Raw genomic sequence first — 15,209 nt, 5'->3', positions numbered from 1 at the left:
GCAATAATAAGGTGCGCATTCGTGACTTCTGGTCAATTGTATTTTGCCTCGTTACCGCTATATCCCACCCCCATGAGTCTCTAACCTGCCGGCATGAATTCTGACCCGGCCGGGGAGGCCAGCATGAAAAAGATCCTTCTGCTCAATGGTGGTAAACAGTTCGCTCACTCCGATGGTCGCCTCAACGCGACCTTACACGAAGCGGCCATCGCTCACCTGGACCGCGCCGGTTTCGATGTGCAGGAGACTTTCATCGACGGCGGCTACGACGTGCAGGCTGAAGTGGAGAAGTTCCTCTGGGCCGATGTCATCATCTATCAAATGCCGGGGTGGTGGATGGGCGCGCCCTGGACCGTGAAGAAGTACATCGATGAAGTCTTCACCGCTGGCCATGGTAGCCTTTACGCCAACGATGGCCGCACCCGTTCGGACCACTCGCAAAAGTACGGCAGCGGTGGTTTGGTGCATGGCAAGCAGTACATGCTGTCGCTGACCTGGAACGCGCCGCAGCAGGCATTCGATGACCCTGCCGACTTCTTCGAAGGCAAGGGTGTGGATGCCGTGTACTTCCCGTTCCACAAGGCCAACCAGTTCCTTGGCATGACCGGCCTGCCGACCTTCCTGGCGGTGGATGTGATGAAACGCCCGGATGTACCGGCGGCACTGGCGGCTTATGAGGCACATCTGGACAAGGTGTTCGGCAAGGCGATCTAATCCAGACAAGTAGCTGCCGCAGGCCAGAATGTGAAAACCCGATCCGAAGAGCTCCAGGTGTTCGTCGCCGTCATCGACTGCGGCTCGATCTCTGCCGCTGCCGAGCAGATGGGCCAGACCCCGTCCGCCGTCAGCCGTACCTTGTCGCGCCTGGAGGGCAAGCTCGGCACTACCTTGGTCAACCGCACCACCCGGCGTATGGACCTGACCGAGGAAGGGCGCTTTTTCCTTGAGCGTTCGCGGCAGGTACTGGAGCAGATGGACGAGATGGAAGAGCGCCTGTCGATGAACCGCCAGACCGCTACCGGGCGCCTGCGCATCAATGCGGCCGCGCCGTTCATGCTGCATGCCATCTTGCCGTGGATCGGCGAGTTTCGCCGCCAGTACCCGGGTATCGAGCTGGAGCTGAACACCGACGACCTGATCATCGACCTGCTGGAGCAGAGCACCGACGTGGCCATCCGCATCGGTGAGCTGGCCGACTCCAGCCTGCACGCACGCAACCTCGGTTGCAGCCCGGTGCAGGTGCTGGCCAGCCCGGCTTACCTTGAGCAGCACGGTACACCGCAGCAGGTCGAGGACCTGGCCAACCATTGCCTGCTGGGTTTCAGCCAGCCCGAATCGCTCAACCAGTGGCCACTGCGCCATGCCCAGGGTGACCGTTGGAGCATTCGCCCGGCGCTGATCGCCTCCAGTGGCGAGACCCTGCGCCAGCTGGCGCTGGCCGGCGAGGGCATCGTCAGTCTGTCGCACTTCATGACCCACGAGGACATTCGCACCGGGCGCCTGCAGGTGCTGCTGAGCGAGGCCAACAATGGCTATCGCCAACCGATTCACGCGGTGTACTACCGCAACACCCAGCTGGCATTGCGTATCCAGTGCTTCCTTGATTTCATCCAGCGCAAGCTGGCGATGTACGCCTGCTGAGTTGCCTGAACGCGACAGATCCTGTCCGCAGGCGGCGAAACTTCCTGCGTGTTATTGCGCAGTCGAACCGCTTCGGCCTTACTGACTGCTCAACAAAAACAACACCAAGGAAGTGTCATGCGTATTGTTCCGTTCCAGTACCTGGCTCTCGCAGCCTCGATCCTGAGCTGTTCCTCGGTTTACGCCGCCACGCTGGAGGGGGGCGCGGTGGCTGCCCCCGATCAATATGGTGCACAGGTGGCTGCCGATGTTCTGAAAAAGGGTGGTAACGCGGTGGATGCCGCGGTGGCCACTGCCTTCACCTTGGCGGTGACGTACCCTGAAGCTGGCAACATTGGTGGTGGCGGGTTCATGACCCTGTTCGTCGACGGCAAGCCTTACTTCCTCGATTACCGCGAAGTCGCGCCAAAGGCCGCCACGCGCGACATGTACCTGGATGACAAGGGCGAAGTCATCGAGAACCTCAGCCTGGTCGGGGTGCGTGCAGCAGGTGTGCCCGGCACCGTGATGGGCCTGTGGGAGGCACACAAGAAGTTCGGCAAGCTGCCCTGGAGCGAGCTGCTGACCCCGGCCATCGGCTATGCGAAAAACGGCTTCAAGGTGGCGGAAAAGCAGTACCAGTACCGCAACGATGCCCAAGGCATGTTCAAGACGGCGACCAACTTCAACGACTATTTCGGCAGCATGAAGGTCGGTGAACTGTTCAAACAGCCAGAAATGGCCCAGACACTGGAACGTATCGCTGACAAGGGCGTGAGCGAGTTCTACCAAGGCAAGACCGCCGACCTGCTGGTGGCGCAGATGAAGGCCGACAAGGGCCTGATCACCAAAGAAGACCTGAAGGACTACAAGGCCGTATGGCGTGAGCCGATGGCCGTGAGCTGGCGTGGCAACGTGGTCTACACCGCGCCACCGCCAAGCTCTGGCGGTGTGGCCCTGGCCCAGCTGCTGGGCATCAAGGAAGACCGCGCGGCGGACTTCAAAGGGGTAGCGCACAACTCGGCGCAGTACATTCACCTGTTGGCCGAGATCGAGAAGCGCGTGTTCGCCGACCGCGCCGACTACCTCGGTGACCCGGCGTTCACCAAGGTACCTGTGGATAAACTGGTGGCCAAGGACTACCTGGCCAAGCGTGCCGCGCAGGTCAACCCGAAGGCCATTTCCGACACCGACAAGGTCAAGCCGGGCCTTGAGCCGCACCAGACCACGCACTTCTCCATCGTCGACAAGCAGGGCAACGCGGTCAGCAACACCTACACCCTCAACCTCGACTACGGCAGTGGCGTGGTGGTGAAGGGGGCAGGCTTCCTGCTCAACGACGAGATGGATGACTTCAGCGCCAAGCCGGGGGCGGCGAATGCCTTTGGTGTGGTGGGGGGCGATGCCAATGCCATCGAACCGGGCAAGCGTATGCTGTCGTCGATGAGCCCTAGCCTGATGACCCGCGATGGCAAGGTGGTGCTGGTAATCGGCACGCCGGGTGGCTCGCGGATCTTTACCTCGATCTTCCAGGTGATGAACAACCTGTACGACTACGGCATGCCGCTGGACAAGGCGGTGGCGGCGCAGCGCGTGCACCATCAGTTGCTGCCCAAGGACACCATTTACTTTGATGCCTATGCGCCGTTGACCGGGCCGGAGGCAGATAAGTTGAAGAAGATGGGTTATGTGCTGGAGGACCAGGGCTGGGAGATGGGGGATATCCAGGCGATCCGGGTGGACGGGGCGAAGCTTGAGACCGCCTCCGATCCGCGTGGGCGTGGGGTGGGGATGATCGTCAAATAGAGCACTGTAGGCAGTGCTGACGCATTCGCGGGCAAGCCGGCTCCCACAGGGTTCGTGCAATCTTCAGATATTGCGCTGTACCTGTGGGAGCGGGCTTGCCCGCGAATGCTATCTTATGGTCAGACGCGGAACTGGCTGACCAGCGTCTGCAACTGCCCACCCAGCCGCGCCAGTTCCACACTGGACGCCGCGGTTTCGTCACTGGCCGCTGCCGTCTGCTCCGACACATCACGCACATTCAGAATGCTGCGGCTGATCTCTTCAGCCACCGCGCTTTGCTGCTCTGCCGCCGCCGCAATCTGCTGGTTCATCGACTGGATGCTCGACACCGTGCTGGTGATGCTCTCCAGCGAAGCCCCGGCCTTGCGTGCCAGCTCGACACTGCTGTCGGTGAGGGTACGGCTGCCGTGCATGGCGTTCGCCACTTGCTGGGTGCCATGTTGCAGGCTGGCAATCAGCTCTTCGATTTCTTCGGTGGACTTCTGCGTGCGCTGGGCCAGGCCGCGTACTTCGTCGGCGACCACGGCAAAACCACGCCCGGCCTCGCCGGCACGCGCGGCCTCGATCGCCGCGTTCAGCGCCAGCAGGTTGGTCTGTTCGGCCACCGACTTGATCACGTCCATCACGCTGCCGATCTTCTGGCTTTCCTGCTGCAGCAGGTTCATGGCTTCGGTGGAGCGGTGCATGTCTTCGGCCAGGCGCTCGATCTGGCCAATCGCCTCGCCCACCACGCGATCGCCGGCACGGGCTTCGTCGTCGGCACCGGTGGCGGCATGCGAGGCCTGCTCGGCGTTGCGTGCCACTTCCTGAACGGTGGCGGCCATTTCGTGCATGGCGGTGGCCACCTGGTCGGTCTCGACCTTCTGGCTGTTGGCGCCCGCGCTGGTCTGTTCGGTGACTGCCGACAGCTCTTCGGCGGCGCTGGCGATCTGGGTGACGCCATCGCGAATGCCGGTGATCAGCTCGCGCAGGGTGGTGCCCATGCGTGCGATGCCTTGCTGCAACACCCCCAACTCATCGCGCCGGGTGACGCGCAGGTGTTGGGTGAGGTCGCCGCTGGCGATCTTTTCCACCGCGCCCAGGGTTTCACGCAGCGGGCCGGTGATCTGGCGGGTGATCAGCACCGCTGCCAGCACGCCAACCAACAGCGCCAGCAACGTGGCGATGGCCTGCAGGCTGCGGGCCTGGGTGCTTTCGATGTCGCGGCGCTCCAGCTGGATCTGGTACAGCGCATCACTGCGCTTGACGATGTCGGCACCCTGTACGGTCATTTCGGCGCGTGAGGTGCTGATGTCGGCGACTGCGTCGCGGAATTGGCGGACGGCGTCGCGGTAGGCCAGCACCGAGCGCTCGAACTGTTGCAGGCGGGCATCTTCGGCGGGCAGCTGGCGCTTGAGGTTGTCGATATCGGCCAGCGCCGCATCCAGCTGGCGCAGGGCCGCCTGCTCGTTGGCGGCAGTGTTGTCGGCAATGTAGCCGCGCACATCGATGCGCACCTGCAACAGTTGCTGGCGGGCCTTGCTGATCAGCTGGTACTGGGCCAGGCGTACGCTGTCGGCCTCGGGGCGAGCCATCACTTCCTGGCTGAGGATGTCCATGGCCTGGTCGGCGCGGGTTGCTGAGCTGTCCATCGCCGTGCGCGCGGTACGGGTGGCGTCGTAGCCCTGGCGCATCTTGTTCAGCGACAGCTTGTAGGCGCTGATGGTTTCGCCCAGTTCATTCAGCAGCTTGATGTTTTCCGGGCTCTTGAAGGTGCTGGCCAGGTAAGCCTGTTGCTTGCTGAAGGCGTCCAGTTTGGTCTGGGTGTTGGCGGCGGCGGCATCGTCGCCGTTGGCGATCATGTACTGCAGGCGCGCAATGCGCAGGTCGGTGAGGTCCTTGTTCAGCTGGCCGATGTCGCCCATCCAGTTGCTGCGGTCGATCAGGCTGCCCAGGCTGGTCCAGCCGGTGAGGGCCAGCAGGCCGGTGAGGACCAGCACCAGGCCGAAGCCCAGGCCGAGTTTGAGGTTGACGCTGATGTTGGCGAACCAGCTGTTCATGCACGCACTCCAGAAGTAGTTTTTGCTCTCTTGATCTTCGATCGCAAGGCGTTGTTGTTCTGGGTGCCCGCTGACTCGTGCAGGGGTTATCGGCAATGAACAGTGAAGCTGAAACGCTTTTTCAGCAGATTTGTAATTGGATAAATTGGGGCTGCAATGCAGCCCCGGCATTTTCAGAGACTACGCGCGCTGAAGGTATCGCAGCTGTTCACCTCACCTTGGGCAAACCCGGCTTTGAACCAGCGCACCCGCTGTGCCGACGTGCCATGGGTGAACGAGTCCGGCACCACGCGCCCGCGGCCTTGCTGCTGCAGGCGGTCATCGCCAATGGCATTGGCTGCGTTCAGCGCTTCCTCGACGTCGCCTGGTTCCAGCCAGTTCAGGCGCTTTTGCGCCTGGTAGGCCCACACACCGGCCAGGCAGTCGGCTTGCAGCTCCTGGCGCACCAGCAGGCCGTTGTCGCCTTCCATGCGCTGGCCGTTGCGGCGCGCGGCATCCACCTTGGCCGAAACGCCCAGCAGCGTTTGCACATGGTGGCCGATTTCGTGTGCGATCACGTAGGCCTGAGCGAAGTCGCCAGCGGCAGCAAAGCGGGTTTCCATTTCGCGGAAGAACGACATGTCCAGGTACACCCGCTGGTCTGCCGGGCAATAGAACGGCCCCACTGCCGCCGAGGCGAAACCACAGGCTGAATTGACCTGGCCACTGAACAGCACCAGCTTGGGGTCGCGGTACTGTTGGCCGGCTTCGGCAAACAAGGCTTTCCAGGTGTCTTCGGTGTCGCCCAGGATCGAGGCAACGAATTCGGCCTGCTGGTCATTGGCCGGTGGCGCCTTGCCACCCGCACCACTCGGTGCAACCTGCGTCTGTTGCTGCTCCATCTGGCCGGCGAGCTGGCCAAGAATCTGCAGCGGATCCTGCCCGGTGAGCCAGCCGATGCCGACGATCAGCAGGATCGCCCCAAGCCCCAGCCCCTTGCCGCCGCCGAAACGCATGCCGCCGCCACCGCCACCTTCGCCTCGGGCATCGACCACGTTGTCGCTGCGTCGGCCTTTTCGCCATTCCATGAGTGCTCTCCCGAGCGTGAAACAAGAAGACAAAGATTAGTTCACGACAGCAGCAGGTGTCAGGCCAAGGTGTTAATCCATAACCAAATGGTTATGTTAGAGAGGGCTGATTTCAATATTCATCGCGCGCGACATGCCTGAAACTGCAAGTCCGCCTGCCACGCCCAGGCGTTCACATAATTCCAAGAGAGGAAACCGGCATGCCCGCACAGGACAACAGCCGCTTCGTGATCCGTGATCGCAACTGGCACCCCAAAGCCCTTACGCCTGACTACAAGACGTCCATTGCCCGCTCGCCGCGCCAGGCACTGGTCAGCATTCCACAGTCGATCAGCGAAACCACGGGGCCAGACTTTTCCCACCTGGGCTTCGGTGCCCACGACCATGACCTGCTGCTGAACTTCAACAACGGTGGCCTGCCAATCGGCGAACGCATCATCGTTGCCGGCCGCGTCGTCGACCAGTACGGCAAGCCTGTGCCGAACACCCTGGTGGAGATGTGGCAAGCCAACGCCGGCGGCCGCTACCGCCACAAGAACGACCGTTACCTGGCACCGCTGGACCCGAACTTCGGTGGCGTTGGCCGTTGCCTGACCGACCGTGACGGCTACTACAGCTTCCGCACCATCAAGCCAGGCCCGTACCCATGGCGCAACGGCCCGAACGACTGGCGCCCGGCGCACATCCACTTCGCTATCAGTGGCCCGTCGATTGCGACCAAGCTGATCACCCAGCTGTACTTCGAGGGTGACCCGCTGATCCCGATGTGCCCGATCGTCAAGTCGATCGCCAACCCGCAAGCCGTGCAGCAGCTGATCGCCAAGCTCGACATGAGCAACGCCAACCCGATGGACTGCCTGGCCTACCGCTTCGACATCGTGCTGCGTGGCCAGCGCAAGACCCACTTCGAGAACTGCTGAGGACCCCGCCATGCCAATCGAACTGCTGCCGGAAACCCCTTCGCAGACCGCCGGCCCCTACGTGCACATCGGCCTGGCCCTGGAAGCGGCCGGCAACCCGACCCGCGACCAGGAAATCTGGAACCGCTTGGCCAAGCCAGACGCGCCGGGCGAGCACATTCTGCTGATCGGCCAAGTGTATGACGGTAACGGCCACCTGGTGCGCGACTCGTTCCTGGAAGTGTGGCAAGCCGACGCCAACGGCGAATACCAGGATGCCTACAACCTGGAAAACGCCTTCAACAGCTTTGGTCGCACCGCCACCACTTTTGATGCCGGTGAGTGGACCCTGCATACGGTCAAGCCGGGTGTGGTGAACAACGCGGCTGGCGTGCCGATGGCGCCGCACATCAACATCAGCCTGTTCGCCCGTGGCATCAATATCCACCTGCACACGCGCCTGTATTTCGATGACGAAGCCCAGGCTAACGCCAAGTGCCCGATGCTGAACCTGATCGAGCAGCCACAGCGGCGTGAAACCTTGATTGCCAAGCGTTGCGAAGTGGACGGGATGACGGCGTATCGCTTTGATATCCGTATTCAGGGTGAAGGTGAGACGGTGTTCTTCGACTTCTGATGAAAACCTGGGGCCGCAAGGCGGCCCCGGGCTATCAGCTGTTCACAGGCTTCAGGTCAAACGCATCGGCCTGGTACTGGAACAGCAGGCAATCGGCCGTCGCAGTGCATCCGCTTTCATGCACCAGGTCGGCCGGCAGCTTGTAGTAGGATCCTGCGGGAAACTCAGTGCGCTTGCCGTCGATCACCGCGTAGAAAGTACCTTTCAGGACAACGGTCGGCAGTGCCTGGCTGTGCTGGTGCTGGTCGTTGTCGGTACCCTTACTGAATTTCACATAGGCCGAATAAGGCCCCTTGCCGAAGATATCCCCTTCAACATTGGCGTAGCTGACTGCACCGTTGGTGTTGGGTACGTCCTGCCATTTCAGCGCTGCGCTGTCGGGTACTGACACGGTTTTTTCTGCCGCGTTGATGCCAACGGCCAGGGTGGCGAGCGCCACGCCCGTAATGATCGCCTGCAATGCTTTCATGGTAGTGCTCCTTCGTTGAGTGACAGTGCAACGAAGCCTAACCAAACAGTTTCTGCACAAATACGCCTCTTGGAGCGCATGACTTGTTCATGTTCTGCACAGATCAGTCCTGCCATCTCGGCTGTGCGTAGTAGGTTTGCGCATAGTCCAGCAACGCCCGCACCTTGGGTGCCAGGTAGCGGCTTTGCGGGTACACCGCATACAGGTTGCGTGGTGGCAGTTTCCAGCCTTTGAGCACCGGCACCAGGCGCCCGTCCAGCAAGGCGTCATGCACGATGAAACGATCAAAGCTGGCAATGCCCAGCCCGCCGATGGCAGCAGCACGCAAGGCCATCGGCGAGTTGGCGCTGAGGCGCCGGGGCATCAGGATATTGCGCTGTTCACCCTCGGGGTTGGTCAGATACAGACGCTGTGGGTGAGGCAGATTGCTGTAGCCGAGCAGGGGATGGCCAACCAGCGTGTCGAGGGAAGTAGGCGTGCCGTGGCGTTCAAGGTAGCGTGGCGCAGCCACCAGCAGCACCTCGCTGCGGGCCAGCAGGCGGGCTACCAGGCTGGAGTCAGGCAGATGATCGGTTATCCGAAGGCAAATATCGATTTGTTCTTCCAGCAGGTCGATGAAGCGATCGCTGCAATGGAGCTCGACCTGCAGGTGCGGGTGGTGCTCGACGAAGTCCGGCAGCCAGCGCCCCAGTTCAAGTTCGCCGAAGGCCGTGGCCACGCCCAGGCGCAGGGTACCCGTGGGCTGCTGCTGATGTTCGGAAAGCTCCAGGGTCATCGCCTGCATCTGCTCGAGGATCTGCACGCAGTGGCGGTAGAAGAGTGTGCCGGCTTCGGTCAGGTGCAGGCGGCGGGTAGTGCGGGTGAGCAGTTGCGTGCCCAACTGGCGTTCCAGCTGTTTCACTTGGCGTGACAGCACGGTATGGGACAGGCCGGCCTGGCTGGCGGCGGCACTGAAGCTGCCGAGGTCGACGACCCGGCGAAAGGCTTGCATGGCGTTCAACTGGTCCATCGGCACAGCTCTCCTGAGGCGCCCGGTGGAGCCTTGAAGGCCCCACCGGGTAGCGGATCAGCGCCGGACCAGCAACACGCCGCTTTCCATGTGATGGGTGTACGGGAACTGGTCGAACAGCGCGCAGCGTTCGATACGGTGGGTATCTTGCAGCTGGGCAATGTTCTGCGCCAGTGTCTCGGGGTTGCAGGAGATGTACAGGATCCGCTCGAAACGCCGGGTCAGCTCGCAGGTGTCAGGGTCCATCCCCGCACGCGGCGGGTCGACGAACACAGTACCGAAGTCATAGCTTTTCAGGTCGATGCCTTCCAGGCGGCGGAACGGCCGCACCTCATTCAGCGCCTGGGTCAGCTCTTCGGCCGACAAGCGCACCAAACGCACGTTATCCACAGCGTTCTCGTCGAGGTTGCTGAGCGCGGCATTGACCGAGGTCTTGCTGATTTCGGTCGCCAGCACCTGGCGCACGCGGGTGGCCAGCGGCAGGGTGAAGTTGCCGTTGCCACAATACAGCTCCAGCAGATCGTCCTGGCGCTCGCCAATGGCCTCGAAGGCCCAGCTCAGCATCTTCTGGTTCACCGCGCCGTTGGGCTGGGTGAACGCGCCTTCCGGTTGGCGATAGCTGAACACACGGCCAGCCACGTCGAGTTTTTCCACCGCGTAGTCGCGGCCGATCACCAGGCGCTTGCCCTTGGAACGGCCAATGACGCTCACGCCCAGCGTTTCAGCCAGTTGCCGCGCTTCTACTTCCCAGGCCTCGTCCAGCGGGCGGTGGTAGCACATGGTGATCATCGCATCGCCGGCCAGGGTGGTGAGGAACTCCACCTGGAACAGGCGGTTGCCCAGTTCCTCGCTGGCCTGCCAGGCCGCCTTCAGGCGCGGCATCAGTGCATTGATGCGCTGGCTGGCAATGGGGAAATCGTCGATCAGGATCGCCTTGTGCTTATCGCCCGGGGCAAACATGGCGTAGTGGCGCTGGCCATCCTCGCGCCACAGGCGGAACTCGGCGCGCAGGCGGTAGTGCTCGCGCGGCGAGTCGAAAACAGCCGGCTCTGGTGCGCCGAACGGCGCCAGCAGCTCGCGCAGCCGGGCTACCTTGGCGTCCAGCTGGGTGGCGTAGGAGGAGGGGTCGAAAGCAGCACTCATGCGTTGAACCAGCCCAGCTTGATGACGAACAGGATGGAAAGGATCACCAGGGCCGGGTTCAGGTCGCGGTGGCGGCCGGAGATCAGCTTGACGGCGGTCCAGGAAATGAAGCCGAAGGCGATGCCGTTGGCGATCGAATAGGTCAGTGGCATGGCCAGGGCGGTCACGACCACTGGCGCGGCTTCGGTGACATCGTCCCAGTTTATTTCTGCCAGGCCCGAGGCCATCAGCACGGCGACGAACAGCAGCGCCGGAGCGGTGGCGAACGCAGGCACGCTTCCGGCCAGCGGGGCGAAGAACAACGCCAGTAGGAACAACACGGCAACCACGATAGCGGTCAGACCGGTGCGGCCACCGGCGCTGACGCCCGCAGCGGATTCAATGTAGCTGGTGGTGGTCGAGGTGCCCAGCAGCGAACCGGCCATGGCGGCTGTGCTGTCGGCGATCAGGGCGCGGCCCATCTTCGGCATGTGGCCGTCCTTGCCCATCAGCCCGGCGCGCTTGGCCACGCCGATCAGGGTGCCGGAGTTGTCGAATAGGTCGACGAACAGGAAGGCGAAGATCACGCTGACCAGGCCCACGTCCAGCGCGCCGGCGACATCCAGCTGCAGAAAGGTCGGTGCCAGCGAAGGCGGCATGGAGACGATGCCGGCAAACGGCGTCACGCCCATCACGATTGAGGCGATGGTCACTGCCAGAATGCCGATCAGCACGGCGCCGCGTACTTTCAGCGACTCAAGCCCCACGATCAGGAAGAAGCCCAGGGTGGCGAGGATCGGTGCAGGCTGCTTGAGGTCGCCCAGGCCAACCAGGGTTGCCGGGTTATCGACGACAATGCCGGCGTTATGCAGGGCGATCAATGCCAGGAACAGACCAATACCCGCGGCAATCGCCGAACGCAGCGGCAGCGGGATACTGTTCACGATCCATTCGCGGATGCGGAAGATCGACAACAGGAAGAACATCACCGCCGACAAAAACACCGCGCCCAGCGCAACTTGCCAGGTGTGGCCCATGTGCAGCACCACGGTGTAGGTGAAGAACGCGTTCAGGCCCATGCCCGGCGCCAGGGCGATCGGGTAGTTGGCGATCAGGCCCATGGTGGTGGACCCGATGGCCGCTGCCAGGCACGTGGCCACAAAGATCGCGCCCTTGTCCATCCCGGTCTCGCCGAGGATGCTCGGGTTGACGAACAGGATGTAGGCCATGGCCAGGAAGGTAGTGACGCCCGCAAGAATCTCCGTGCGTACGTTGGTGTTGTGTGCTCTTAGTTGAAACAGCCTTTCCAGCATGCCCGCTCCCCAAGGCGCCCCCGGCGCCATGAATGTATCGACCCCATCAGCAAAGCACAGACCGTACCGGTTGCCGTGGTTTTGTGTGGGGAGGAAAAAAGCCGCGAATGATACCAGCATGCTCGGCGGGGGCCTATGGCCGTTGGGGAATGGGTTTTTATTAGCCTGTGCAATCCCTGTGGGAGCGGGCTAGCCCGCGAAGAGGCCGGCATAGGCCACCCATTCAGTTGTTATGCAACCGATCCCGTTTTGCCAGTGTTGGGAACAGTTTTATCCACACCCCGGTCACCACCAACGTGCCCACTCCGCCCATCACCACCGCTGGCACTGTGCCAAACCAGTGCGCCGTCACCCCGGATTCGAACTCACCGAGCTGGTTCGAGGCACCAATGAACAACCCGTTCACAGCGCTCACCCGCCCGCGCATTTCATCCGGCGTTTCCAGTTGCACGAAAGCCCCGCGAATCACCATGCTGATCATGTCCGCCGCGCCCAGCACCACCAGCACCGCCAGCGAGAACCAGAACGAGGTCGACAGGCCGAAGGCGATGGTCGCCACGCCGAACACGCCGACTGCCGTGAACATGGTGCGCCCCACATTGCGCTCGAACGGGAAGCGCGCCAGCCACACCGACATCAGCAATGCGCCCACTGCCGGCGCCGAACGCAAAAGGCCGAGGCCCAGCGGGCCGGTCAGCAGGATGTCCTTGGCGAACACCGGCAGCAGCGCGGTGGCCCCACCCAGCAGAACGGCAAACAGGTCCAGCGAGATTGCGCCGAGGATGTCAGGCCGGCTGCGGATGAAGCGAATGCCGGCCAGCAGCGATTCGATGCTGGCCCGCCCGCGCTGCACGACCTGGCCGCGTGCCTGCAGGCTCAGGGTGAGCACGCAGGCGATGGCGTACAGGGCCACGGTGGGGCCATACACCCAGATGCTGCCAAAGGCATACAGGAAGCCGCCCACCGCTGGCGCCACGATAGTCGCCGACTGGGTGGCTGACGCCGACGCCGCCACCGCCCTTGGGAACAGCCCAGGCGGCACCACGTTGGGCAACAGCGCCTGAGTCGCCGGCATTTCGAACGAGCGTGTGGCACCCAGCAGGAAGGCCAGGGCGAAAATGAGTTCTCGGGTGACGCTGTCAGTCGCGCTACCCACCGCCAGCGCCAGGGCGATCAGCCCCTGCAGGCTCTGGCACAGGGCGGCGACTTTGCGCCGGTCATAGCGGTCGGCCACATGCCCGGTGTGCAGCATGAACAGCACCCGTGGTGCAAATTCCACCAGGCCGACAAGGCCCAGGTCCAGCACGTTGCCGGTCAATTGATAGAGGTGCCAGCCAATGGCCACGGTGAGCATCTGGAAGCCGCTGGCGGTAAACACACGGGCCAGCCAGAACGCCAGGAAAGGGCGGTGGTGACGTAACAACTGCGGTGCGGAATCAGACATCGGAAACCAGGGGCCTCGGCGCAGTAGAGGGGGGCGCAGCGTATCATCTGTTTGTAACAAACGGTTACTGTTTGCCCGGATCTGCACTTTTTCACCCGTAATGAAAGAGGGTGTGGCAACCGGTCACGCGGCAATCAACCACACGGCTTGCCGGGCCATTCGGGACTATGCTTCCTAGCATTCGTTGATCTGGATCAATCGTTCCAGATTCAACGAATAGGCCCTTTGGGCCGGAATCCCTGCGATCGAACAGAACAATTCCAACACGCCGTACTCGACCCAGTGGGGGCAGTGGGCGACTGAGGCCACAAGCCCGGACGCCGGATTATCTGAAGAGGAAGCACCATGTTCGGAATAGAGGCCCTAGAGCTCGCCCGAATGCAGTTTGCCTTTACCGTGTCGTTCCACATCCTGTTCCCGGCCATCACCATTGGCCTGGCGAGCTACCTGGCAGTCCTCGAAGGCCTCTGGCTGCGGACCCACAACCAGGTCTACCGTGACCTCTATCACTTCTGGTCGAAAATTTTCGCCGTCAATTTCGGCATGGGCGTGGTCTCGGGCCTGGTCATGGCCTACCAGTTCGGTACCAACTGGAGCCGCTTCTCCGAGTTCGCCGGCGCCGTGACCGGGCCATTGCTGACCTACGAGGTGCTGACCGCCTTCTTCCTCGAAGCGGGCTTCCTCGGCGTCATGCTGTTTGGCTGGAACCGTGTAGGCCGCGGCTTGCACTTTTTCTCCACCTGCATGGTCGCACTGGGCACGCTGGTATCCACCTTCTGGATTCTCGCCTCCAACAGCTGGATGCAAACCCCGCAAGGCCACGAGATCATTGATGGCCGGGTGGTGCCGGTGGACTGGTTTGCGGTGGTGTTCAACCCCTCCTTCCCCTACCGCCTGATGCATATGGCCACCGCTGCGTTCGTCTCCACGGCGTTCTTCGTCGGCGCCTCGGCGGCTTGGCACCTGCTGCGCGGGCGTGACAACCCGGCGGTGCGCAAGATGCTGTCGATGGCCATGTGGATGGCGTTGATCGTGGCCCCTATCCAGGCGGTGATAGGCGACTTCCATGGCCTGAACACGCTCAAGCACCAGCCGGTGAAAATCGCTGCCATCGAAGGCCACTGGGAGAACGTGCCCGGCGAGCCGACCCCGTTGATCCTGTTCGGCATCCCCGACATGAAGGCCGAAACCACGCACTTCAAACTGGAAATCCCGGCGCTCGGTAGCCTGATCCTCACCCACAGCCTGGACAAGCAGGTGCCGGCGATGAAGGAATTCCCACCTGAGGACCGGCCCAACTCGACCATCGTCTTCTGGTCGTTCCGCATCATGGTCGGGCTTGGTTTCCTGATGATCTTCGTCGGCCTGTGGAGCCTGTGGCTGCGCAAGCGCGGCACGCTCTACACCTCGCGCCCGTTCCTGTACCTGGCGCTATGGATGGGGCCTTCCGGGCTGATCGCCTTGCTGGCCGGCTGGTTCACCACCGAAATAGGGCGCCAGCCTTGGGTGGTGTATGGCCTGATGCGTACGGCGGATGGTGTGTCCAACCACAGTTATGCACAGCTTGGCTTCACCCTGGTGGCGTTCGTGGTGGTGTACTTCGCCCTGTTCGGTACCGGCCTTGGCTACATGATGCGCCTGGTGCGCAAAGGGCCCCAGACCGGCGAAGGCGACGAACACACACCGGGCGGCCCTGGCCAGAAACGTACGCCGGCGCGGCCGTTGTCTGCCGCCGATGATGGCCATGAGGCCAAGACTGCCAGCCTGAGCAAGGAGGACTGAGC

The 15,209-nt window shown here is 62.6% G+C and carries 13 protein-coding genes; 6 read left to right on the top strand and 7 right to left on the bottom strand.

Annotation, left to right across the window (positions count from 1 at the left end; all coding sequences use genetic code 11):
• Nucleotides 1-123: 123 nt before the first annotated feature.
• The 3 genes from APH36_RS20190 to ggt all read left to right on the top strand — a co-directional run bounded on the left by APH36_RS20190 (nt 124) and on the right by ggt (nt 3,426).
• Nucleotides 124-714: an NAD(P)H-dependent oxidoreductase gene (locus tag APH36_RS20190; RefSeq protein WP_060500016.1), complete on the top strand. Its 591-nt coding sequence runs from the start codon at nt 124-126 to the stop codon at nt 712-714.
• A 30-nt stretch (nt 715-744) separates the two neighbouring features.
• Nucleotides 745-1,641 carry a LysR family transcriptional regulator gene (locus APH36_RS20185; RefSeq protein ID WP_028699858.1) on the top strand — a complete coding sequence of 299 codons (897 nt, stop codon included), beginning with the start codon at nt 745-747 and terminating at the stop codon, nt 1,639-1,641.
• Between the two features lie 117 nt (nt 1,642-1,758).
• Entirely contained in the window at nt 1,759-3,426 is a 1,668-nt protein-coding gene (gene ggt / locus APH36_RS20180) for a gamma-glutamyltransferase (RefSeq protein ID WP_060499999.1), read from the top strand.
• Between the two features lie 119 nt (nt 3,427-3,545).
• Here ggt and APH36_RS20175 read toward each other — a convergent pair whose 3' ends face one another.
• Both APH36_RS20175 and APH36_RS20170 read right to left on the bottom strand, forming a co-directional pair.
• A complete protein-coding gene (locus APH36_RS20175; RefSeq protein WP_060499998.1) occupies nt 3,546-5,465 on the bottom strand; it encodes a methyl-accepting chemotaxis protein in 1,920 nt (639 codons plus the stop codon).
• 173 nt (nt 5,466-5,638) lie between these two features.
• Entirely contained in the window at nt 5,639-6,532 is an 894-nt protein-coding gene (locus APH36_RS20170) for a neutral zinc metallopeptidase (RefSeq protein ID WP_060499997.1), read from the bottom strand.
• 200 nt (nt 6,533-6,732) lie between these two features.
• On the opposite strand from APH36_RS20170, the gene pcaH reads away from it, so the two are divergent.
• Both pcaH and pcaG read left to right on the top strand, forming a co-directional pair.
• Nucleotides 6,733-7,452: a protocatechuate 3,4-dioxygenase subunit beta gene (pcaH, locus tag APH36_RS20165; protein WP_003251597.1), complete on the top strand. Its 720-nt coding sequence runs from the start codon at nt 6,733-6,735 to the stop codon at nt 7,450-7,452.
• A gap of 10 nt (nt 7,453-7,462) precedes the next feature.
• Entirely contained in the window at nt 7,463-8,068 is a 606-nt protein-coding gene (gene pcaG, locus APH36_RS20160) for a protocatechuate 3,4-dioxygenase subunit alpha (protein WP_060499996.1), read from the top strand.
• Between the two features lie 34 nt (nt 8,069-8,102).
• Here the strand turns inward: pcaG and APH36_RS20155 are convergent, their stop codons facing one another.
• From APH36_RS20155 to APH36_RS20135, 5 genes are all read right to left on the bottom strand, one after another.
• Nucleotides 8,103-8,537, bottom strand: a complete 435-nt coding sequence (locus APH36_RS20155) for a cupin domain-containing protein (RefSeq protein ID WP_060499995.1) — start codon at nt 8,535-8,537, stop codon at nt 8,103-8,105.
• 103 nt (nt 8,538-8,640) lie between these two features.
• Complete coding sequence (locus tag APH36_RS20150; protein ID WP_060499994.1) at nt 8,641-9,546, bottom strand: LysR family transcriptional regulator; 906 nt, start codon at nt 9,544-9,546, stop codon at nt 8,641-8,643.
• A gap of 57 nt (nt 9,547-9,603) precedes the next feature.
• A complete protein-coding gene (gene trmA / locus APH36_RS20145) occupies nt 9,604-10,689 on the bottom strand; it encodes a tRNA (uridine(54)-C5)-methyltransferase TrmA (protein WP_060499993.1) in 1,086 nt (361 codons plus the stop codon).
• Nucleotides 10,686-11,981 carry an NCS2 family permease gene (locus APH36_RS20140; RefSeq protein WP_060499992.1) on the bottom strand — a complete coding sequence of 432 codons (1,296 nt, stop codon included), beginning with the start codon at nt 11,979-11,981 and terminating at the stop codon, nt 10,686-10,688. Before APH36_RS20140 ends, trmA begins: the two co-directional genes overlap by 4 nt.
• Before the next feature lie 223 nt (nt 11,982-12,204).
• Nucleotides 12,205-13,425: an MFS transporter gene (locus tag APH36_RS20135; protein ID WP_060499991.1), complete on the bottom strand. Its 1,221-nt coding sequence runs from the start codon at nt 13,423-13,425 to the stop codon at nt 12,205-12,207.
• A 345-nt stretch (nt 13,426-13,770) separates the two neighbouring features.
• On the opposite strand from APH36_RS20135, the gene APH36_RS20130 reads away from it, so the two are divergent.
• Nucleotides 13,771-15,207 (top strand): cytochrome ubiquinol oxidase subunit I, encoded by a 1,437-nt coding sequence (locus tag APH36_RS20130; protein WP_025754001.1) that lies wholly within the window; start codon nt 13,771-13,773, stop codon nt 15,205-15,207.
• The last annotated feature ends 2 nt before the right edge of the window (nt 15,208-15,209 follow it).

It is taken from the genome of Pseudomonas sp. NBRC 111133 (genome assembly GCF_001320605.1).
Lineage (GTDB): Bacteria > Pseudomonadota > Gammaproteobacteria > Pseudomonadales > Pseudomonadaceae > Aquipseudomonas > Aquipseudomonas monteilii.
This window is presented reverse-complemented; position numbering and strand designations above follow the sequence as displayed.

Excerpts from the sequence above, each read along its gene's own strand:
- APH36_RS20190 (WP_060500016.1), top strand. The coding sequence starts at position 124 with ATGAAAAAGATCCTTCTGCTCAATGGTGGTAAACAGTTCGCTCACTCC.
- ggt (WP_060499999.1), top strand. The coding sequence starts at position 1,759 with ATGCGTATTGTTCCGTTCCAGTACCTGGCTCTCGCAGCCTCGATCCTG.
- APH36_RS20175 (WP_060499998.1), bottom strand. The coding sequence starts at position 5,465 with ATGAACAGCTGGTTCGCCAACATCAGCGTCAACCTCAAACTCGGCCTG.
- APH36_RS20170 (WP_060499997.1), bottom strand. The coding sequence starts at position 6,532 with ATGGAATGGCGAAAAGGCCGACGCAGCGACAACGTGGTCGATGCCCGA.
- pcaH (WP_003251597.1), top strand. The coding sequence starts at position 6,733 with ATGCCCGCACAGGACAACAGCCGCTTCGTGATCCGTGATCGCAACTGG.
- pcaG (WP_060499996.1), top strand. The coding sequence starts at position 7,463 with ATGCCAATCGAACTGCTGCCGGAAACCCCTTCGCAGACCGCCGGCCCC.
- APH36_RS20155 (WP_060499995.1), bottom strand. The coding sequence starts at position 8,537 with ATGAAAGCATTGCAGGCGATCATTACGGGCGTGGCGCTCGCCACCCTG.
- APH36_RS20150 (WP_060499994.1), bottom strand. The coding sequence starts at position 9,546 with ATGGACCAGTTGAACGCCATGCAAGCCTTTCGCCGGGTCGTCGACCTC.
- trmA (WP_060499993.1), bottom strand. The coding sequence starts at position 10,689 with ATGAGTGCTGCTTTCGACCCCTCCTCCTACGCCACCCAGCTGGACGCC.
- APH36_RS20140 (WP_060499992.1), bottom strand. The coding sequence starts at position 11,981 with ATGCTGGAAAGGCTGTTTCAACTAAGAGCACACAACACCAACGTACGC.
- APH36_RS20135 (WP_060499991.1), bottom strand. The coding sequence starts at position 13,425 with ATGTCTGATTCCGCACCGCAGTTGTTACGTCACCACCGCCCTTTCCTG.
- APH36_RS20130 (WP_025754001.1), top strand. The coding sequence starts at position 13,771 with ATGTTCGGAATAGAGGCCCTAGAGCTCGCCCGAATGCAGTTTGCCTTT.